General features: G+C 63.8%; 16 protein-coding genes. 3 read left to right on the top strand and 13 right to left on the bottom strand.

The genetic code is table 11. The features are described from left to right. Positions 1–235 precede the first annotated feature (235 nt). Both ABL840_RS20125 and ABL840_RS20120 read left to right on the top strand, forming a co-directional pair. Positions 236–532: a hypothetical protein gene (locus tag ABL840_RS20125; RefSeq protein ID WP_176947636.1), complete on the top strand. Its 297-nt coding sequence runs from the start codon at positions 236–238 to the stop codon at positions 530–532. A 36-nt stretch (positions 533–568) separates the two neighbouring features. Further along, complete coding sequence (locus ABL840_RS20120) at positions 569–1,732, top strand: PDDEXK nuclease domain-containing protein (RefSeq protein ID WP_093307212.1); 1,164 nt, start codon at positions 569–571, stop codon at positions 1,730–1,732. 73 nt (positions 1,733–1,805) lie between these two features. Here ABL840_RS20120 and ABL840_RS20115 read toward each other — a convergent pair whose 3' ends face one another. The 13 genes from ABL840_RS20115 to ABL840_RS20055 all read right to left on the bottom strand — a co-directional run bounded on the left by ABL840_RS20115 (position 1,806) and on the right by ABL840_RS20055 (position 17,755). Continuing rightward, on the bottom strand, positions 1,806–2,264 hold the full coding sequence (locus ABL840_RS20115; protein WP_170217170.1) for a tripartite tricarboxylate transporter substrate-binding protein: 459 nt from the start codon (positions 2,262–2,264) through the stop codon (positions 1,806–1,808). 222 nt (positions 2,265–2,486) lie between these two features. Beyond that, positions 2,487–2,990, bottom strand: coding sequence for a hypothetical protein (locus tag ABL840_RS20110; RefSeq protein ID WP_093307210.1), 504 nt, complete (start codon positions 2,988–2,990; stop codon positions 2,487–2,489). After that, positions 2,987–3,271, bottom strand: a complete 285-nt coding sequence (locus ABL840_RS20105) for a hypothetical protein (protein ID WP_126472093.1) — start codon at positions 3,269–3,271, stop codon at positions 2,987–2,989. Before ABL840_RS20105 ends, ABL840_RS20110 begins: the two co-directional genes overlap by 4 nt. 91 nt (positions 3,272–3,362) lie before the next feature. Further along, positions 3,363–7,499 carry an RHS repeat-associated core domain-containing protein gene (locus ABL840_RS20100; RefSeq protein WP_093307209.1) on the bottom strand — a complete coding sequence of 1,379 codons (4,137 nt, stop codon included), beginning with the start codon at positions 7,497–7,499 and terminating at the stop codon, positions 3,363–3,365. A gap of 13 nt (positions 7,500–7,512) precedes the next feature. Beyond that, on the bottom strand, positions 7,513–9,669 hold the full coding sequence (locus ABL840_RS20095; protein WP_093307208.1) for a type VI secretion system Vgr family protein: 2,157 nt from the start codon (positions 9,667–9,669) through the stop codon (positions 7,513–7,515). A 469-nt stretch (positions 9,670–10,138) separates the two neighbouring features. Next, on the bottom strand, positions 10,139–10,654 hold the full coding sequence (locus ABL840_RS20090; RefSeq protein ID WP_093307207.1) for a hypothetical protein: 516 nt from the start codon (positions 10,652–10,654) through the stop codon (positions 10,139–10,141). Positions 10,655–11,121: 467 nt separating this feature from the next. Then, positions 11,122–11,538: a hypothetical protein gene (locus tag ABL840_RS20085; protein WP_126472090.1), complete on the bottom strand. Its 417-nt coding sequence runs from the start codon at positions 11,536–11,538 to the stop codon at positions 11,122–11,124. A 206-nt stretch (positions 11,539–11,744) separates the two neighbouring features. Beyond that, entirely contained in the window at positions 11,745–13,193 is a 1,449-nt protein-coding gene (locus tag ABL840_RS20080) for an IS1182 family transposase (protein ID WP_093308116.1), read from the bottom strand. A gap of 158 nt (positions 13,194–13,351) precedes the next feature. Beyond that, positions 13,352–14,101, bottom strand: coding sequence for a DUF4303 domain-containing protein (locus ABL840_RS20075; RefSeq protein ID WP_240652205.1), 750 nt, complete (start codon positions 14,099–14,101; stop codon positions 13,352–13,354). Between the two features lie 687 nt (positions 14,102–14,788). Next, entirely contained in the window at positions 14,789–15,490 is a 702-nt protein-coding gene (locus tag ABL840_RS20070; RefSeq protein WP_176947684.1) for a helix-turn-helix transcriptional regulator, read from the bottom strand. A 1-nt stretch (position 15,491) separates the two neighbouring features. Continuing rightward, positions 15,492–16,424 carry an NAD(P)-dependent alcohol dehydrogenase gene (locus ABL840_RS20065; RefSeq protein ID WP_093209328.1) on the bottom strand — a complete coding sequence of 311 codons (933 nt, stop codon included), beginning with the start codon at positions 16,422–16,424 and terminating at the stop codon, positions 15,492–15,494. A 15-nt stretch (positions 16,425–16,439) separates the two neighbouring features. Beyond that, positions 16,440–16,811: a nuclear transport factor 2 family protein gene (locus tag ABL840_RS20060; RefSeq protein ID WP_093307885.1), complete on the bottom strand. Its 372-nt coding sequence runs from the start codon at positions 16,809–16,811 to the stop codon at positions 16,440–16,442. A 149-nt stretch (positions 16,812–16,960) separates the two neighbouring features. Beyond that, positions 16,961–17,755 carry a TetR/AcrR family transcriptional regulator gene (locus tag ABL840_RS20055; RefSeq protein WP_176947683.1) on the bottom strand — a complete coding sequence of 265 codons (795 nt, stop codon included), beginning with the start codon at positions 17,753–17,755 and terminating at the stop codon, positions 16,961–16,963. 284 nt (positions 17,756–18,039) lie between these two features. Here ABL840_RS20055 and ABL840_RS20050 point away from each other — a divergent pair, with 284 nt between their 5' ends. Next, positions 18,040–19,005: a Bug family tripartite tricarboxylate transporter substrate binding protein gene (locus tag ABL840_RS20050; RefSeq protein WP_176947682.1), complete on the top strand. Its 966-nt coding sequence runs from the start codon at positions 18,040–18,042 to the stop codon at positions 19,003–19,005. The last annotated feature ends 31 nt before the right edge of the window (positions 19,006–19,036 follow it).

The raw sequence follows: 19,036 nt of genomic DNA, 5'->3' as shown, positions 1-19,036 counted from the left end.
GTGCTAGACGTCGGGGCGGTGGCGATCTACAACACGGATGCGGCTTCGAGCTCTCGGCTGCCGGTTCCGCTCGCAAGCCTTCGTGTCCTATCGCCGGATATAGCTCTTCGCCCCCGTGTCGCTCAAGCAGTACCGCCCGCCGCGCGGGCCCGTGCAGATGTTGTTCGAACGGCAAGAGCGGTCGCCGGCCGCCGATGGGCGTTGCGGGGCAGCAAGATGGAGTGCAGGCCCACCCGTGCCGCAGGGCCTGCCTTCGGAGCTGCTGCAGCGCCGCCTCGACATCCTGCAGGCCGAGCGCGACCTCAAGGCAGACAACGCCTGCATCGGCGTGGCGCGCGGCCTTCTCTCCGCGCATCAGCGTCATTGCGTCGGCGGGCACGTGGGGCAGCGAGCGCTCGGGGTTGTGCAAGGGCGGCTCGGGCCTGTTGATAAGATGACCGGCTATGTCAAGGCGATGGAGACCTCCGATGAAGCATTTCAGGAGGGGCGTCGTCCCGGTGGCTACGGACGGTGCCACTTGCGGAGGTCTTGAAGGGGAGGCTGGAATCTCCTCGTCCGGGGTGCCCGCATGACGGCGACCACGCCTGAGCTTGCCGGCTACGGTGGCGTGCACGCGGACATCGTCTCGCTGCTGGAGGCGGCCCGCCAGGCGACCGCGCGCAGCGTCAACGCGCTGATGACGGCCACCTACTGGGAGATCGGCCGTCGGGTCGTCGAGTTCGAGCAGGGTGGACAAGAACGAGCCGCCTATGGCGAGGCACTCATCGAGCGCCTGTCAGCGGACCTCTCGGCACGATTTGGCCGAGGATTCAGCCGGCAGAACCTGTGGCAGATGCGGCTCTTCTATACCGCCTGGCCCTCGTCTCGGCCCCAGCGGCCGCCGTCCACTTCATCGCGCGCACGCCGGATTCCCCAGACACCGTCTGGAGAATCGGCCTTTCCCGAGAAACTCCAGACGGTGTCTGGGGCCTTGCCCGACCTGCTGTCGATCGCCCAGGCGTTCCCTCTCCCCTGGTCGGCCTATGTGCGTCTGCTGTCGGTCAAAAACTCGCAGGCCCGGGCCTTCTACGAAACCGAGGCCCTGCGGGGAGGCTGGTCCGTGCGGCAACTGGACCGCCAGATCGGCAGCCAGTTCTACGAGCGCACCGCGCTGTCTGCCGACAAGGCGGCCATGCTGACCAAGGGCGCGGTCGTCGAGTCCGCCGACGCACTCACGCCTGAACAGGCCATCAAGGACCCCTTCGTGCTGGAGTTTCTCAATCTCAAGGACGAATATTCGGAATCCGATCTGGAGGGCGCCTTGATCCAGCACTTGGCGGACTTCCTTCTGGAGCTGGGTGACGATTTCGCCTTCGTCGGGCGCCAACGGCGGCTGCGCATCGACGACAGCTGGTTTCGTGTCGACCTCCTGTTCTTCCATCGTCGACTGAAGTGCTTGCTGGTCATCGACCTGAAGGTCGGCAAGTTCAGCTATGCCGACGCTGGGCAGATGCACCTGTATCTGAACTACGCCCGAGAGCACTGGATGAAGCCCGGGGAGAACCCGCCAGTGGGGCTGATCATGTGCGCGGAAAAGGGAGCTGCGGAAGCCCGCTACGCATTGGAAGGACTGCCGAACAAGGTGCTGGCCGCTGAATACCAAACCATGCTGCCAGACGAGAAGTTGCTGGCCGAGGAACTGGCCAAGACTCGGCGCGAACTGGAGACCCGGCACATCAAGCCCGGCCAGTGACGAGGCCTGGCAGCGCGCACTGGATGTACCGGACTCTCCGGCCTTCGCATCAAGACATGTCCGTGCTGCAGTGTCACGCACGCGGTACATCAGAGTTCGCCTCCTGCCCGAGGCGGAACTCGCGCTTCAATCCAGCTGCAGCCCTGGTCTTCTGCGCGATGACGCCCCACTTAGCAAAGTCTTCTCGACCGCGGCCTTGGGCATCCTGAGGCGAGTTGGCCTCGACGCACAGATCCATCTCGGCCAGCCGGGCGCGCACGGCAGGCGCTTGCAGGGCCGTACGGACGTCGCGCTGGATCTTGTCCACAGTGGGTGCGGGAAGACCGGAGGGGGCCATCAAGGTCTCGAAGAAGGTCGCATCGAAGCCGGGATGACCGCTTTCGGCCACCGTCGGAACGGTCGGCAGCAAGCCCGATCTTTCCTTGCCGGAAACCGCGATGGCGCGCAGCCGGCCGCTCTGGATATGAGGCAGAACCACCGACGCGACAATGAAGCCGCAGTCCACGTTGCCGCCCATGATGTCCAGCGCCACCGGGCCGGGTCCGCCGGCTGCGCCACATGCACGACGCGCAGATCCATCGCCAGCGCCCGCGCGGCGTCCTCGAACTCGGCGGTGGAGGGGGATTCGGGCCGAGCGCCAGCAGCGTCCACGGCTGTTGATGCCGACTCCAAGGTGCGAGGTGCGCATGATCGGCAGTTGGGCGCAGTTCCTGAATGGAGAGGGCGAGGGTGGCCGACGGTCACCGGCCGGCGTTCATTCGCCCTCGGGCACGAACAGTCCCCAGTAGGAGTCCAGCGCATCCTGGCACAGGCGCCATTGCCTTTTCTTCTCGACGCGGGACAGGAGCACCAGTGCCACACATCCGGCTTGCGCGTCGTCCAGGGATGCGAGGAAGCCGGACTCTTCTGCTCTGAACACATTGCCGAGGTTCAGGTGCATCTCGATGAAGTGCTCTGAGAGCAAGTCCTCGCGGGGCCCCGCGATGTACGACAGCAGCGAGGGAAACACACGCCGGTAGGCTTCGATCTCGAGCTGCGCGATGCTCTGCCACGCATCGAGGTGCAGCGCGAGGATGGCCGGCCAGTCGAACTGCGTCCAGCGCCTGCCGCCCAACTGCTCGTTGAGGCGCGCGATGCCTTGGCCGTCGAAGCCCAGGGAGGCGTCTTCGGCATGGCACTGCGCCGCCAGCCGTTCCTCGGGAAAGGCTTCCAGTACCCGGCTGCACAGGGATTCCTCGTCGAGGTCTTGGCCGCTCATGGCGTGCCTGCGCAGTTCTTGTAGGCGTTCCAGACGTTGCCGGCCTGTTGCTTATGGTTGTAGTCGCCGCCCGCAAAGCACTGGTTCATGATTTCCTCGCGCGCATTGTCCGAAAGCCTGTCTTCTCGCCGAAAGCGTCGAAGCAGGCGCACCGATGCCGAGAAGTACCTGCTGCTGGCCGCCTCAACCTCGCGGAGTGCGTCGCCTTCGTCGGATGCTCGGCCGCCTCCTGATGATCGCAGGCTCCAACCCTGGTCAAGGCGGAACGGCGAGACGTTCACAGCATACCTGCCTGGTCCACAGCGACGGTCGTTTGCAGGGAGGCGTACTGCGCCCCCACGAAGTGCGTGAACGAAGCGGGCCGCGCGTTCTTCATACGCATTTCTTCGGCTCTTGTACCTGCTCCACGCGTACCGGGCGCGGCGGTGGCGCCGGGAAGTTGGTCCGGCCGCCGGTCGGCAATCCAAAAATGAGGAAGATGCCTACCAAGCAGGCTGCAGCGGTGCTCTTGGCATCCGCCACCTGCACGCAGTCTGGGCAGTTCTGCGCGCCGCCGGACAGGGGGCCCTGCACTGGTGCGCCGTCGAGCCCCGAGGTCGACGTGCCGGCGTAGGCATAGAGCCCCATTGGATCGGAGAACTGCACCGGATTCTGTTGGGCGTAGCTGAAGAGCGCGATACCGCCGGTCAATCCGATCGGATCCTGGTTGACGTAGCTGCCGATGTCCGGGTCATAGTGGCGGTGCCGGTTGTAGCAAAGCCCGGTCTCCGCGTCGTAGTGCTGGCCCGGCAAGCGGATGGGCTGGCTGATGCCGCGCGGGTTGAATTCCTGCAGAAGGTTGCCCCAGGGATCACAGCGGCCCATCCATACCAGCCGGCCTCGCTCGTCCGTCAGCGCCTGTGGCGTGCCTAGGTAGTCGCAGTGATAGTGGCGCACCGCGACTGACCGCGTGTCATTTGCGACAGGCAAGGCCTCGAGTGCTTGCGCCGATGCGGGCAGCCCGTCGCGTAGCATCTGGCGGACCTGCGTGTCCATGCGCTCGCGCATGTCCAGCGGCAAGGCATCGAAAGCCTCGTGCAGTGCCTGCTGCATGCGCGGGTCGCGCGCATGCGCCGCGAGGGCCGCCAGTCCCGTGGGCGTGGCGCCGCCTGCGGCGCTGAACTGCACCAGCGGCGTGAAGCTGCCCGGCTCATACACCGTGTGGACCACCTGTCGCTCGCTCTCCGGGCTCCAGTGCTCCACATGCACCAAGTGGTCGCCGTCCCAGCCGTAGAAGGTGCGGCTTTCTCGCGCCGCCTTGCCTGGGGTCTGTTCGCTCACCGTCTTGGTCAGTCGACGACCGTGGACGTCGTAGAGATGGCGGCTGACGATCACGCTTCCATCCGCTTCGGTCGCGTGCGACTCGACGAGCCTGTTGGCGCCGTCATAGCGCAGCACAAGCCGCCGGCCATCGCGTCGCAGCGACTGTACCCGGTTGCCGCGGCTGTCGTAGGCGAACACCGCATCGTCGCCGTGGCCCACGCGATTGTCGTGCCAGCGCACGATGCCCGCCAGCGACCGCGCCGTGGACGGTCGCGGTTCCTCGCGGTTGAGCAAGTCGAAGTCTTGATCGCGCCAGCGGCTGCGGACCTCGGCGGCCCAGCCGTTGTCGTCGTGCGCGAGCTCGAATTGCAGCCGTGTGTCGTCCAAAGACGGCAGGCGATTGCCAGCCGGATCGAAGCGCCAGCGCCGCTCGGCGCTGGTCATGCCCGCTGCACCAATCAGCCGACCGGCCGCGTCGTGGCGAAACAGCGTATCGCCGCCCGGCGACCGGATTGCCGTGAGTTGGCCTATGTCGTCGTAGTCATAGCGCCGCTGTGTGAGTTGACCGACCAGGGACACGGGCGTGCCTTCGCCGGCCGCATCCCGGCGCTGCAGCCCGGCCATGTCGAGGCTTCGCGCACGCCCCCGCGGATCCCACTGGCGCTGTACTTCGAGCACGCTGCTGCCCGAAGGCGACAACAGCCGGCGCCGGATCTCTCGGTGCAGGCCGTCGCGTTCGATGTCCAGGACGCCGCGGCCGTTGTGCAGCAGGCCGTGCAAGTAGCCCGCGCCATACATCAGATAGTCGAGCCGACCGACATCCTGTAGCAGGCTGGCCTCGCGGTTTCCGAGCGGATCGAGCGTGTGCGAGATGATGTGTTCAAAGGCGATGGTGCTTCCAGTCGGCTTGCCGGGAGTCAACGGTGCGAGGTCGTACACGCGCTGCGTCTCGGCCACGAGATGGCCCGCGGCGTCGCGCTCAATCAGCGCCTCGGCCAGCAGCGGCCCAGCCTCGTCGCTTTCGCCATCGCGCAGGTGGCTGCGCGTTGCCATGAGCTGTCCGGCGGCGTTCCACTGCAGGCGCTCGATGCGCGCGGAACTGTGCGCGGTGGCGGGTACACGAATCTCGCTCAGCCGGCCTAGTGCGTCCCACAGGTAGCGGGTGCGCAACTCATCACGATCCCTGCCATCCGAGGCTTCGACGAGCCGGCCGGCCGCGTCGTAGAGAAAGGTTTGACGGCGACCATCGAAGCCCCTCTCCTCGACGAGCCGATCCATCGCGTCCCAGGCGAAGTGGCTCACGGCACCATTCTCATTGGTCAGTCGCACCAGTCGACCGGCCTCATCGTAGGCGAAGCGCACTTCCAGTCCGCGCTGCCAGCGCTGTGTGACGCGGCCCCAGAGGTCGTAGGCGAAGCCGATGTCCTGCTCCGCTCCCTTTTCGCGCAACAAGATGCGCACGATACGCCCCGCAGTGTCGCGACGGTAGCGCGTGGTGCTGCCGTCGGGATGGTGTACGGCGGCCAGATGCCCTGCCGCGTCGTACTCGTAGCGGGTGGTCTGCCCGAGCGCGTCGGTCTGCTGCATCGCCAGGCCGCGTGCATTGAACTGCGCCTCGCTGGTGCGACCCGAACAATCGGTACGGCGTATGAGCTGACCCGTGGCGCTCCAGGCGAGTCGGGTAGCGCCGCCCTTCGCATCGACGAGCAAAGTGGGATATTCGCAGGTCAGAGGAGCCGCCTCGGGCGAGGGGTACTCTCGGCGCTCCACATGCCCGTTCGGCCGCGTGACGTGCGTCAGACGGCCCCACTCGTCGTGCTCCATCCATGTGGCGCGTCCGGCCGCGTCAACGGTCTGCACGAGAAGGCCGGTCGCCTCGTCGTACTCGAGCAACGAATGCCCGCCATCCGGCGCCTGGCTGCCCAACGCGCGCCCTTGACCGTCGTAGCGCAGTCGGGTCACTGCGCCCAGCGGGTCCATGGCCTCGACGAGACGGCCCGCCGCATCGTAGGCATAGCCCAGGCGGCTGCCATCGGCGCGCACATGCTCCACCAGCCTCGACAGGCCTCCCTCACCCTCGAAGCGATAGACCTCGACGCGCCTCAGGCTGTCGACGACGCGCGTTTGCCTGCCAGTGGGCGTAAGCTCGTAGTCGAAGCGGTAGTTCAGGCCTTCCTCATTGAAGTGTTCGACCACGCGCGCGCCAGGCTCGAGACTTTCGTAGCGGTAGGTGTGGCGCGGACCGCCCAGGTATCGGTGACCCACCATCAGGTGCCGCTGCCAAGCGAATTCGCGCACCAGCCGACCCGCGCGGTCGTGCACGGTCAGCAGGTCGCCATCAGGCGAATAGCTGTAGCGCACCAGCATGACGGATTCCGCGGGATCGGTCACCAGCGGATCCTCGGCCAGTTCGATGCCAGTCAGCCGCCAGCCGCTGTCGGCGTGCCACAGCCCCTGTGCCGCCACTGGCGAGTGCACCTGACGCCAGCTCAGCCGGTAGCGGCGCCCCACGCCGTCGACGATGCCGGTGACACGGTCGAACTCGTCGCGCTGGAAGCTCTGGCACCGTCCGAAGCGGTCCTGCTGGTGGCACAGCAGGTAGTGCGTGCCCGCGCTGGCTTCGGAATGCGTCTGCGCAGCCTGCAGCACCCAGAAGGTCTGCGCCTGGCCGTTGGTGACCACGATGCTGTGCGGATCGGCGCCGAACTCGGCGAGCACGCGCCGGAAGCGCGCCTCGCGCGTCCATGCCGCGTCGCCCGGACGATTGGCGCCACGCAGCAGCCACAGGTCCTCGCTCGGACTGTAGATTGACCCGCCCTCAGGCAAGGCATCGAAGGCAATCACGCGGCCCATGCCGGTGATCAGCCGGCAGGCCTCCTCGCCCGCTTCTATGCGAAGGATGCCCGGCAAGGTCCAGCCATGCCCCAGCGGACCGCAGGGCGCGCCGTGCTCTGGGTTGACGTAGCTGCTGTACTGGCGCTGCCACACCAGCGGCATCGCACCGTGCAGGGCGAAGTCCAGTTCGGGCTCTCCCATGAGGACCTTGGCTCCCAGCGAGGGACTCACCGGGTTGCCGACCGTGACGCCGCCCGGGCACTCCGAGCAGGCAACGCCGCCTTGGCTGCCGATCAGCACCGTGCCCGATCCGCTGACGACCTTGCCGCCGGAGACGCTGTCCGAAATGCGCGCCGCTGGTTTACCGCTCATGGGGACGTGACTCCTAGCAGTTGAGCTTGTCGAGGGGCGAGAGGATCTCGATCCGTCCCGCCGTGATGCGGATGGTGCTGGCGCCGCAGCTCAGCGTGATTTCGTCGTCGGCCGTGATCGCGACCTTGCGGCCGTGCATGCGCAGCGTGTCGCCCACCGCGAGCGAATCGTTGCGCCCCACCACGGTGTCGCGCACATCTCCGACGCGCACAGTCTGCGTCTGGCCCACGTTCAGGGACTGGTCGACGCCCACGTTGGTCATCATGGTCACGCCGATGTTTTCCATGTAGCTCACGCCGATAGACATGATCTTGAAGATGCCCACGTTTTGGGTGTACCCCATGCCCACGGTCTGCATCTTGAAGCGGCCGACGGAGATGGTCTCGTTGAGGTCCACCCGCTCGATGCGGTTCTGATGGATGGTGATGGTCTCGTCCTGGTCGACCTCCTCGGTGCGCCAGCCGTGCACATTGATCTTCTCGTTGCGGTCCACGACCTCGGTGCGATCGCGATGGATCGTGTTGAACTCGTCGCGGTCGATGGTCTTGCGCCGGTCGTTGCCGACCCACTTGTCCTCGTCGTGCTCGACCTCGGTGAGCTGGTCCTTCTGCGCATGCAGCCACAGCTGCTCTTGGCCGGCCTTGTCCTCGAAGCGCAGCGCGTTGGCCGTGCCGGGCGAGTCCTTCATCCCGTCGCCCGGCGTTCCTCCCTGGGAAGAGCGCGTGAGGATGCCCGACTGGGTCTTGTTGGCCGGCAGCTCCCAGGGCGGCATCTGCGCCGCGTTGTAGACCCGGCCGGTGACGATGGGGTAGTCCGGGTCGCCGTTGAGGAAGTCGACGATCACCTCCTGGCCGATGCGCGGCACGTGCATGGTGCCGTAGTTGCTGCCGGCCCAGGTCTGCGAGACGCGGATCCAGCACGATGAGTTCTCGTCCATCTTGCCGTAGCGGTCCCAGTGGAACTGCACCTTGATGCGGCCGTACTCGTCGGTGTGGATCTCCTCGCCTGCGGGCCCCACGACCACGGCGGTCTGCGGGCCGGTGGTGCGCGGCTTGGGTGTGATGCGCGCGGCGCGGTAACTGGCGCTGTCGGGCAGGACCTCGAAGGTCTGGCGGTAGCTCGTGCCGCTGGTGCCCTCGGCATAGGCGGCATCGGCGGCGCCGATCTGGCGCAGCGCGTTTTCCTGGAAGTCGTAGGTGACGGCTTCGATCAGGTAGTGCCGGTTCTCCTGCGACCTCGGATGGCGCGTCAACTCGAACAGGTAGCCCGGCGCCAGGTGCCGCAGGTTGCCGTGGCCGGCGATCAACTCGCGTCGCGCGCCTTGCTGCTCGATGCGCACGCGCGCGTAGTTCTCGCCGTCGCCCATCTCGGTGTAGCCGCCCGGCCAGTCGTAGAGCTCGTAGTGATCCCGTTCGTGGCCCGCCGGCTGCTGTCGCGTCGTGTCGATCTCGGCGTTGGGCTTCTTGAAGTCGTAGTCGTCCGCTGCGAAGTGGCCCGAGGCGATGTCCTCGCGATGGCTCCAGGTGTCGATGAAGTCCTGCTCGAGGACCTGGGCTGCAAGCACGCCGGCGTGGTAGGGGATCTTCGCGGGCCCGTTGGCCAGGCTGACGTGCGACGCCATGGCGTCGCATAGCACGAGCTTGTGGCCGCCCTTCGCGTGCTCGAAGAAGTAGTAGAGGCCCTCGAGCTCCATCAGGCGGCTCGCGAAGCTGAAGTCCGTCTCCGCATACTGGACGCAGTAGTCCCAGGTGCGGTAGCTGCCGCTGAACTTGTCCACGATGGTGAAGCCGTAGTGGCCCAGCACGTCGTGCAGCATCTCGGGGACCGTCTTGAACTGGAAGATCTTGAAGTCGGAGCGGCGCGTGGCGTACCACAGCCAGGGCTGCAGCACCGCCTCGTAGATGTGCATGTCGCCGTCGTCCTTGCCGACGTAGGTGAACTGCGTGACCTGTCCGCTGAGAAAGCGCTTGCCGGCCCCTCCCAGCTCGGTGGCCAGATCCACTTCGATGCTCATGTCCTTGCCCAGCAAGCGCTTGGCAGCGATGTCCGAGGTGTCGCTGATCAGGCGCACCCTGTACTCGAAGAGTGAGGAGATCCGTTCCTGTCCGGTCATGGAACGGAACTTCAGGCGCTCGCCCAGTTCGCTGTGGGCGATGAAGCTGCGGGTCATTCCTTGGGTCTCCCTCGGCTCCGTGCGAGCCACAAACCAAGCTTGTGATTGACCTTCTAAACTGCCTGCCGCCATGCCGCAAGCTTCAACCCGCGATTCGAATAGGGAATGTCGGAAGCAAGTACTACCGCATCGATGTTCCCTGCGCGCGGATCCCTTGCTGCATCTCGCAGATGGCTTTGTTCTGCTGCGAGATTTGCTGTCCAGCGAAGGATTCCATGGCAGTGGCGCAAGGGCGGATTCGGCGGGTCGATGCAGCGCACCAGCCGCCGCTCAGGCAGGGGGGAAGGTTGCAGATGAAGAAGCGGTTGATGCCTGTTCCGCCCAGACGATGATTCGAATCAGCGCTGATCGTGCCCAGCCCGCGGCAGCAGGCAGTCAATCGATGACCTTGATGGGCCGCTTGCCGACATGATGCGTCATGAAAGGCAAGGGGGAACTGCGGCATCGCGAGGCCCGGGCAACTGCTTCACTTGCGATCAGCCGCTGTTGCTGCGCTGGCATCTGGCTGGCCTGCGTCGCTCACCACCCACCAGATGTAAGGGGAGTGGTCGCTCCTGCTCAGGTAGCCATACCTCAACTGATAGTTCTTGCCGGCTTCGAAAGTGAGTTCCTGTTCGTCCAGCCAAAAGGCTGTTGTGAAGATAGACGAGGCTGTTGACCTCAGCTTCTTCGCCGCCGCGACGTGCTCCGGCGGAATCCACGGCCCATCCTGTTTGAAGATCGGCGAGGGCAGCATCACCTGCATCTCAATCTTGTGTTTGCCAGCCAAGATGCGCACAGGGCGATAGAACGAGCAGTTGGTAAAACAGTTGCCCGGCCTTTTTCTGTCGATATTGATGAGCACGGACGCCGGCATCTGGGCGGGTGTGAGCGTCGCCACCTGGTTGCTCCCGAGGCCTTCGGTGGACATCTCAACCGGTCCGTTGGTCGCGCAGCCGGAAAGGGCGCAAAGGATGACCAGGCACGCGAGGTACAGCTTCATACGGAATTCAGGGTTTGTTAACGCTGCCGGCAGCGGTCTACTACGGTTGCGAACGATCCCCGAGAAATTGCCAAGGTGAAGCCGTCGCAGGCTTCTTGCGAGGGAAAGTAGGCATCACTGTCGCGTGGCGCTCCAGACATTTTCAGCACCGCGTGGAACTCCAGTCCTTCGTTCGACGCTCCACATGTTGCAGCCATACCGGCCCGAAAGCGTTCCTGCATTTGGCTTCGGAAGGCAGCGCATAGGTTGTCATCCAACATGTCAACTTGGGCGAGTAGCCGCCCTCCAGAGGTCATCTGCAAGTGCCGAGCGGTGTCCGCACGGGCTGAAACAGCACATCCGCCTATTGCGACGGCTACGGCGGCGAGGAAGGCAATTTTCATGAGGCTATGCACTGTCGGATAGCTTCTTAACCAGCGGCAACTCGAACGTCTGGTCTTGGCCGTGAGCGGCGCAATCTGTGGTGTCTAGGCAAACTGTTCAGCACGAACCATGCGCGAGTCAGGAAGGAGAACTTGAGGGGCAAGGCCTTCAGCAAGTCTTTCCTGAAAAAAGTTGGACCCGATTCCATCGCTCCATTGGCCGATGGTGTACTCGCAGAGCGCGCCGAGTTCCACAGCGTTCAGCGCGCGCGGAGTTGAGTAGATGGTGCGCGCTTCCAGCCCAGTTCCCGAAAAATGAAAGGTCAGATCGCCACCCGTAACACCCAGTGCTGCGAGCCCTCGTGTTCGATCATCGTCTGCGAGGTAATCTGAGAACTCTTCGTCGGTGTAGGCAAGGCCATCAAGAGTCTGGAGTAGTCCGAGATCCTCCACAACTTCGCCATCATCCGAGCGGCGAAAGTCAAACACAGTTGCAGGCGCTGTGAAGGCGATTGTTGGCATTTCCATTCCCTATTAGAAGATCAAATCGTATGTCCGCTTGCGGCCGCATTCTCAAGCGCGGTCGAACGACTGGTTCTGGCCGAGGCTGTGTGGAAACGGCCTGACTTGCGAGTATGCCGAACCGGCGACTGATTCATCCAGTTGTTGTGGGCCGCTGGACGCGCAGCGTGGCACGCCCGAGGGGCAAGAAGGCAAGCAAAGGGGGCTCATGCCCCGATCAATCTCATCGCCTTCATCGTTCTGCTCATGCCCAGTATCGAGATCACCCGCTTCATGTTGTAGGCCAGCACGTGCAGGCTCATCTCAGTGCCCACGTTCGCCAGCGTTTTGGTGAGGAAGTGGGTCGAACCCATCCAGTGTTTGAGCGTGCCGAAGACGTGCTCGACGGTGCGCCGTCGTAACGTCATTGCATCAGGCTTGCGATCCAGTCGCTGCTGCGCGCGCTCGAGCACCGCTTCGTGCTCCCATCGCCGCACTCGCCGATAGGCACTGGGTGTGCACTGAGGCTTCAGCGGGCAACTGGGGCAGGCGCTGGTCCAATATAGGTGTGCATGCAGGCCGCTCTTCTCCACAGTGCTGAACCTGAAGATGGCCCGTTGTCCTGCTGGGCATAGGTACTCGTCGTCCTTCGCGATGTAGATGAAGTCGCTCTTGTCGAAGCGACCGTCCGCCTTGGCGCCGGAGGTCATCGGCTTGGGCACGTAGGCCGCGATGCCCGCATCCTCACAAGCCTTGAGTTCCGTGCCGTTGAAGTAGCCGCGATCAGCAAGTGCTTGCAGCTTGGTTTTGTTCATCGCTTCGCGCGCAGCGTTGGCCATCTTGCTCAGCTGCGCGCGGTCGTTGCCGACGTTGGTCACCTCGTGCGCCACGATCAAGTGGTGCTTCGCATCGACCGCCGCCTGCACGTTGTAGCCCACCAGGCCCGAGCCCGTGGCCTGTGAGTTCATCGAGCGCGCGTCAGGGTCAGTGAGCGAGCGTTGGCCGTCGGGCTCGTCCTTCAGCTCTTCTCGGGTGTCGTCGAGCTGCTTCATCTGATTGCGCAGCTTCTTGATCTTGTCCTGCAGTCGCTCGGTCTTGGCTTCAACCTCGGCAGGCTGGGTGCGATCGGCCGTCTCCAGGGCGTCTAGGTAACGCTGGATGCTCTGCTCGATCTGCTTCTGGCGCCCGTCGATCTTGCCGGGTGTGAAGTTGCGGTCTCGACTGTTGACTGCCTTGAACTTGCTGCCATCGATGGCCACCACAGCGCTGGTGAACAGCTTGAGCTCGCGGCACAGGATGATGAATTGACGGCACGCGTTGCGGATGCCCTGGCCGTTGTCCCGACGGAAGTCTGCGATAGTCTTGAAGTCAGGCGCCAATCGGCCGGTGAGCCACATCAGTTCCACGTTGCGCTGCGCTTCGCGCTCCAGGCGCCGGCTCGACTGAATGCGGTTTAGATAGCCGTAGATGTAGAGCTTAAGCAGCACCGATGGGTGGTACGAAGGTCGTCCGGTTGCTGCTGGCTCGACACCTTGGAAGCCCAACGCGTGCAGATCAAGCTCCTCGACGAAGGCATCCACGACTCGCACCGGGTTGTCTTCGCCGATATAGTCGTCCAGGCACTCTGGCATCAAGGTCACTTGCCGCCGGTCCTCGCTCTCGATGAATCGCCTCATGAGCCACCACCTTGTTCAGACGGGTTGGCTCAATATAGGTGACCATCGAGGGTGTTTCCACACAGCCTCGGCCGACTCTATCTTGGAAACTTCGCAAAGCGATCACTCAGGCGAAACCTCAGGGTCATCCGGCAATCCGCCAAGCTCTTAATCTGAGCTCATTGGCAGAGCTTGATCCAACGTTCGAGTCGCCCCACCACGCGCGAAGTGTTGAGTCTTCCGATCGAGCCTTCCATATCCTCGTTGCCCTCGCTTTGGCATAGCAGAACAACCTCTTCACGCGCGTCGCCCGTGCCGAAGAAACCTTCACGGTCAAGTTGCTCCATCGCGGCAATGCAGGCCTCGAAGAGACCCGCATGCAAGACGTCGAATTCAACATCGCAAGGCAAGTCGCTGCGGTGGCATGACAGGATCATGCGGTAAGCGATGTCGAGGAACTCACCGCCCTCCGTGTAGGGCCATTCGGCGGAACTCCAGACCTCGCTTTCATCGTCCATGTCGCCCGGAGCGCCCAAAGAGAGATCGCTGGCAGCATGGACGATGGTCATCGCACCGTCATCGCTGCCAAGCGCGAAAAGGCGGATGGTCTTGTCAGGATGGGCCGCGCGAATGGCTTGAAAGGTGTGGCGAGCACCTTCGCGAATCTCTGTAGTGAGCAAGGGGAAGTCGATTCGAGCGGGATCGTGTATGCCGTGGCGCACTCGTTTGTAGCCCTGCGCCTCGATCTCGTTGCTTCGCTGCACGAGGGCTTCCTTTGCGGCTTCGGGACTTGCGAACTCGGCGACCAGGGAGTGCCCCATGGTGTGCACCTTGCCGTTCGCGGTCCACAGCGAGTTGCCGAATTGGCGCAGTTCGTAAAAGTTCGTGGGGACCTCATCGTCGAAGCGGTAGAACAGTGACCAAGTCATCGGTGGGGAAGTCCTTCTGCGGGCGTAGTGTTACCGTGAGCATTCTTGTTGAGGGCTTTTCAAGCGGCTTCTTTCAGCCGAATTTTGCTGGACCGGCGAATGATCGGTCGTGGCCGGGTCGAACCTATGGAGCTCGGGCGTCAAGCTCATCCCAGGTTGGTGCGAGTCCCAAGCTTCGCATATGGGTACCGAGGTCCACGAAGGGCCTCGCCCCAATCTCGGACTCGACGATCCAAGTAGCCTCGCACTCCTCGCAAACGAACAGCCCAGCGCCATTGCATCTGATTGCCGTTGCGGCAATCTCGCCTTGTTCACATCTTGGGCAAACCATCGGGGGTAGTTGTGGGGCAGATGAGCCGTTCAATGTTCGCTACCCACGCGACGTTCCGCGCCAAGTCAGCGTGCACAGAAGTCGAACCGATTTGCCAAAGGCACGCGATCAGAGTCTTGCTTATCAGGTCACCTTCGCCAGCTGCTCAGCGTCGCACATCAGCCCTGTTTCGAGATGTCGTCCGTCGAATTTCGAGCGGACGAGCGGCGCTATAGTCCACTTGCTCATCCCTCGGACTGCTAGTCCTATGTCGGTGAAGAATGTTTTTCGCCCACTCTGCTATTTCCTGGTTGGGGCTGGTGGCGTACCTGCGATGCGGCAGGGTTCTACCAGCCCACCAGATGAGCAAGCGCCGCCTAAACGCCATCACGGCGACTGCGTTCACGTTCGACCTGCGCGCGCCATTCCTTGACCATCTGGCGGCGATTTCCGGCATAGCGCTCCTGCAGGAATTCGACCTTTGTGATTCGGTCGCCGCGGAACAGGCGGAAATCCTGGCGCAGTTCGCACCATCCCGCGATGAACCGTCGCGACTCGACAAAGCCCAGCATGATCGGCCAGATGACCCGCTGCGAAGCTGCACCAGCCTGATCGGTGTAGCCGATGCGCATCTTGCACTGGTCGCGCATCGCCTGACGGATCCTTGCCAGGTCGAGACCCGACGTGTCTTCTCTCTTCCGGGCGATGTAGAGCGCGTCGTCATCCAGCATCCTTCGCATGTCGGAGGGAAGCACACCACCAATCTTGGCGAGCGCATTCTGAGCGGCAAAGGCGAGCGCATCGTCCGTCTGGCGGCTGACCCACTGTGCGCCCGCGACCAGTGCCTGGAGCTCCTCCTCGGTGAATGACAGCGGGGGCAGAAGGAATCCCGGCCTCAGGATGTAGCCGACGCCCGGGGCACCGTCGATGTCCGCTCCGAGCGACTGCAGCGTGGCGATGTCTCTTCGTATCGTGCGCAGCGACACGCCTGACTCGCTGGCAAGCACTTCGCCGGACACCGTTCCACGGTGTCGGCGCAGCACCTGCATGAGGTCGAACAACCGCTGGCTGCGGGACATGTCAATCCATCACAACGAGGCCTTTGCCGGCCAGCTTGTGCCCTTGTTGGAGCTCGGTGACAAGGCGGATGGCTTCGCTCAGCGGCACGGTCTTGGCAACCGGGAGCCGCAGTTTTCCTTCTGCGGCAGCACGCGCCAGGCCATCGAGGATGTCCGCTCTCGCCTTGCAGATGATCGGCTTCAGCCTGCGATCGAACATGGAGCGCATGAACTTGCCCAGCGTCGGATTGATGTCCAGGAACACACCTGCCTCACGAAGCATCCCGAGGCCGACGGCGCTCGTCATCGTGGCCGCGGTATCGTAAACAACGTCGAAGCGCTCGCTGATAGTTGCCAAGTCGGTTGCTCGATAGTCGTAGACGCTCGTGACACCCAGTGCATGGGCACGTGGCATCGCTTGAGCGCTGCAACTGCCCGAGACCCTGGCCCCTGTCATCCGTGCAAGCTGAACGGCTGTTTCTCCAACCGCCCCGGTGCAGCCGTTGATGAACACATGCGCCTCGGGCTTCAACCTGGCCTTGTCGAAGAGACCATTCCAGGCGGTGACGCCAGGAGTGCCGAGACAAGCTGCATCCTCGAAGGAAACGCCGTCAGGCTTCTTCGCCAGGAAATTCGCATCCGTGAGCACGGCGTGGCCGCACGCACCGCTTTCCTTGAGTCTCGCAAGGCCGAACACGGCATCTCCAGGCTTGAAGCGAGTGACGCCCGGGCCGACGGCCATCACCGTGCCGGAGAAGTCAGACCCCAACGCGCGCGGGAAGGACTTTCCCGTGACCATCTTGAGATCGCCATTGCGCACTTTCCAGTCGATGGGATTGAGGGCCGCAAACCTGACCCTGACTGCCACGTCGCTCTGGCCAGGGGATTCCAGGTCGAACTCCGCCAGGCGCATCACCTCGGGGCCGCCATACCTGTCGTATTGAACTCGCTTCATTGCAGGACCGTCCGCTCAATGAGGCTGAACCGTTTGCATGAAGGCGGCGAAGGGCGTGGCGTCGTAGATCACATCGGTCGATGTAAGCTTGCCGTCCTTGATCTTGACGAGCTCCGCCACGAGCGAGCGCGGCACCGGGTGCGTCTCGGCGAGGTAAACCACGACGGCCTGTTCATCGTCGCCGTAGACGGCGAGAACGGTCAGGTTCGTGAGCATCCTGGCAAAACCTTCCTGGAAGGCGCGGAAGCGCTCGATGCCGGCGGTCTGACCGATGGGCGAGGTACAGACGACATCCTCGGCCGAGATGGAGACGATGGTCTCGACGTCCTTGTTCGCGAGCGCCTTGGCGTAAACCTGGGCGATCTCGAGTGCCTTGCTGGTATTCATGGTGCTTTCCTTCGGTTGAGTTGGGGAAAGCTCAATGTAAGAAGGCATAGTGACAGATTTTGTCACCATCCTTCCCGTGGCGGTCTCTGAATGAAGGTGCCGTGAAGGACGCCAGGCGGGATGCCCGTGGCAGCAGTCCAGGCAGGTCGTCAGCGCTTGCGTGAAGGCTTGTCTGAAGCGATGGTCAATCCAGGCGCGCGCATGGCGGCGGCGAGAAAGGGCACGATCTGGCGCAATGACTCGGCAATGTTCTTTCCGCTGCACAGCCCGTCGGAGATCACGTCGACGCGCCCGGTGTCCGCCAGGGCGTACTGGTAGCTGCCGAGCATGAACATGAAGCGCCAGGAAACGTCCTCTCGTGATAGGTCGGCAAGGCTGCGTGCGAAAGCGGCCACGAACCGGCGCGACGACACGTCGTAGAGGCGCTGGCGCAGTTCGTTGGCGAACGGCGTGCCGTCGAGCTGCAGGTGCGCCTGCATGCGCAGGAACGCACGGCCGCTGTCACCGCTCATCGCCAGCTTGAATGCGGGTGCCAGGAAGCTCTCGATGAGGCGCTCCAGCGGGACGGGCGCTCCCTTGGCCGCGGCCTCCTCTGCGTCGAGCAGTCGCATGCGCTCTTCGACCATCGGGGTGCCACGGTGCAGGTAGGTCTCCTGGAACAAGGCCTCCTTGCTGCGGAAGAAGTAATGAATCATCCCTTGGTTGACCCCGGCGCTTTCGGCAATGTTGCGCAGCGAACTGCCTGTGAAGCCGTGTTCCGCGAACAGGCCTTCGGCCGCGCGCAGGATGTTTTCCCGCGCGTCGCTCTTGCGCCGCCGATGCGGCGACGACTCCGCGGCCTCCGTGGTGGCCGCCGCGTTGTCGAGATGAATGCTCTTTCCCATGGCTTTGCTACTTTTGCGGTCCGCCCGAGGCCGGTCAGCCTCCCGAGGGCGATGGATCATGTTCCTGCTCCGTGCAGGCCGTTCCATTATTAGTTATTCGAAAGACTAACAAACAAGCGGCCCAGCTCCCGCACCGATTCGGAGGGGAGGTCATGGCCCACCCGATCCCGCCCTTCGTGAACGGCCGAGCACTCGGCGCCGCAAAGGCCCCGCGCCCCGTGTTCCACGGCTGCTCTGTCAGTGCCCACCCTGGCCTCGTCCCCGTCGCTAGGGTTTGCCCTATTTTTACTTAGTCGGTCGAATAACTAATATTCAGGCCAAGTCGTCACCCGAAGGAAATGAAGATGTTGAAACCGGCACTGCAGTGCATCCTGTGGACCCTTGCCCTGGCAGCACTGCCGGCTGCGGCGCAATACCCGCAGAGGCCGATCCGCCTGGTGGTGCCCTATGCGCCGGGCGGGGGCACCGACAACATCGCCCGTTTGCTGGCCGAGAAACTCGGGACCCGCCTGGGCCAGCCCGTCATCGTTGACAACAAGGGCGGGGCGAACGGCACCATCGGCGCCGACGCCGTTGCCAAGTCACAGCCCGATGGCTACAGCCTTCTCCTGGCGGGGCTGGGGCCGCTGGCGGTCAATCAGAGCCTCTTTCAGAAGATGCCCTACGAGCCGGTCAAGGCCTTCGCGCCCATCGCCAAGGTGTCGTCGGCCGCCCTGGTGCTCGTGACCGGGCCCGAGATGGCGAACGAAGGGCTCAAGGACTTGGTGGCGAGCGCGAAAAGCAAGCCCGGCCAGATCAACATGGCCAATGCCGGGGAGGGCTCCCCGCAGCACATCTGTGCAGGCCTGTTCGCGCGCTCCGCGGGCATCGCGCTGAACCACATCCCCTACAAGGGCGCTGCGCCCGCCATCACCGACCTGCTCGGCGGCAGCGTCCAGGCCTTGTGCGACAACGTCGGCACCGTCCGGCCGTTCATCCAGTCCGGCAAGGTCAAGGCTCTGGCGGTATCGACACGCCAGAGGGCCGAGGCCCTGCCCAACGTGCCCACCTTCGAGGAGCAGGGCTTCACCGGCATCGACTTCTCCCTGTGGTTCATGCTGGTGGCTCCCGCGGGAACGCCCACCGAGGTGGTGAACCGTCTGAACACCGAGGTCAATGCGGTTCTCAAGCAACCGGAGATGGTCCAGCGGCTGCGCGAGAACGGCAGCGAGCCGACCGGCGGTTCCGTTGCCTCGGCAATCCAGTTCCTCGCCCATGAAAACCAGGCGTGGCCCGAACTGGTGCGCGCGATCGGCCTGCGCAAGCAGTAGCGCCTGGCGAATCGATGGCGCCCCACCCGAC

The organism is Variovorax sp. NFACC27 (assembly GCF_048301545.1).
Classification (GTDB): Bacteria; Pseudomonadota; Gammaproteobacteria; order Burkholderiales; family Burkholderiaceae_C; genus Variovorax; species Variovorax gossypii.
Note: the sequence above shows the minus strand (reverse complement) of the source record. Positions and strands in the feature narration are given on the sequence as shown.

Bases quoted from the DNA above. Each gene is read 5' to 3' on its own strand.
- ABL840_RS20120 (WP_093307212.1), top strand. From the start codon at position 569: ATGACGGCGACCACGCCTGAGCTTGCCGGCTACGGTGGCGTGCACGCG.
- ABL840_RS20110 (WP_093307210.1), bottom strand. From the start codon at position 2,990: ATGAGCGGCCAAGACCTCGACGAGGAATCCCTGTGCAGCCGGGTACTG.
- ABL840_RS20100 (WP_093307209.1), bottom strand. From the start codon at position 7,499: ATGAGCGGTAAACCAGCGGCGCGCATTTCGGACAGCGTCTCCGGCGGC.
- ABL840_RS20095 (WP_093307208.1), bottom strand. From the start codon at position 9,669: ATGACCCGCAGCTTCATCGCCCACAGCGAACTGGGCGAGCGCCTGAAG.
- ABL840_RS20090 (WP_093307207.1), bottom strand. From the start codon at position 10,654: ATGAAGCTGTACCTCGCGTGCCTGGTCATCCTTTGCGCCCTTTCCGGC.
- ABL840_RS20085 (WP_126472090.1), bottom strand. From the start codon at position 11,538: ATGCCAACAATCGCCTTCACAGCGCCTGCAACTGTGTTTGACTTTCGC.
- ABL840_RS20080 (WP_093308116.1), bottom strand. From the start codon at position 13,193: ATGAGGCGATTCATCGAGAGCGAGGACCGGCGGCAAGTGACCTTGATG.
- ABL840_RS20075 (WP_240652205.1), bottom strand. From the start codon at position 14,101: ATGACTTGGTCACTGTTCTACCGCTTCGACGATGAGGTCCCCACGAAC.
- ABL840_RS20070 (WP_176947684.1), bottom strand. From the start codon at position 15,490: ATGTCCCGCAGCCAGCGGTTGTTCGACCTCATGCAGGTGCTGCGCCGA.
- ABL840_RS20065 (WP_093209328.1), bottom strand. From the start codon at position 16,424: ATGAAGCGAGTTCAATACGACAGGTATGGCGGCCCCGAGGTGATGCGC.
- ABL840_RS20060 (WP_093307885.1), bottom strand. From the start codon at position 16,811: ATGAATACCAGCAAGGCACTCGAGATCGCCCAGGTTTACGCCAAGGCG.
- ABL840_RS20055 (WP_176947683.1), bottom strand. From the start codon at position 17,755: ATGATCCATCGCCCTCGGGAGGCTGACCGGCCTCGGGCGGACCGCAAA.
- ABL840_RS20050 (WP_176947682.1), top strand. From the start codon at position 18,040: ATGTTGAAACCGGCACTGCAGTGCATCCTGTGGACCCTTGCCCTGGCA.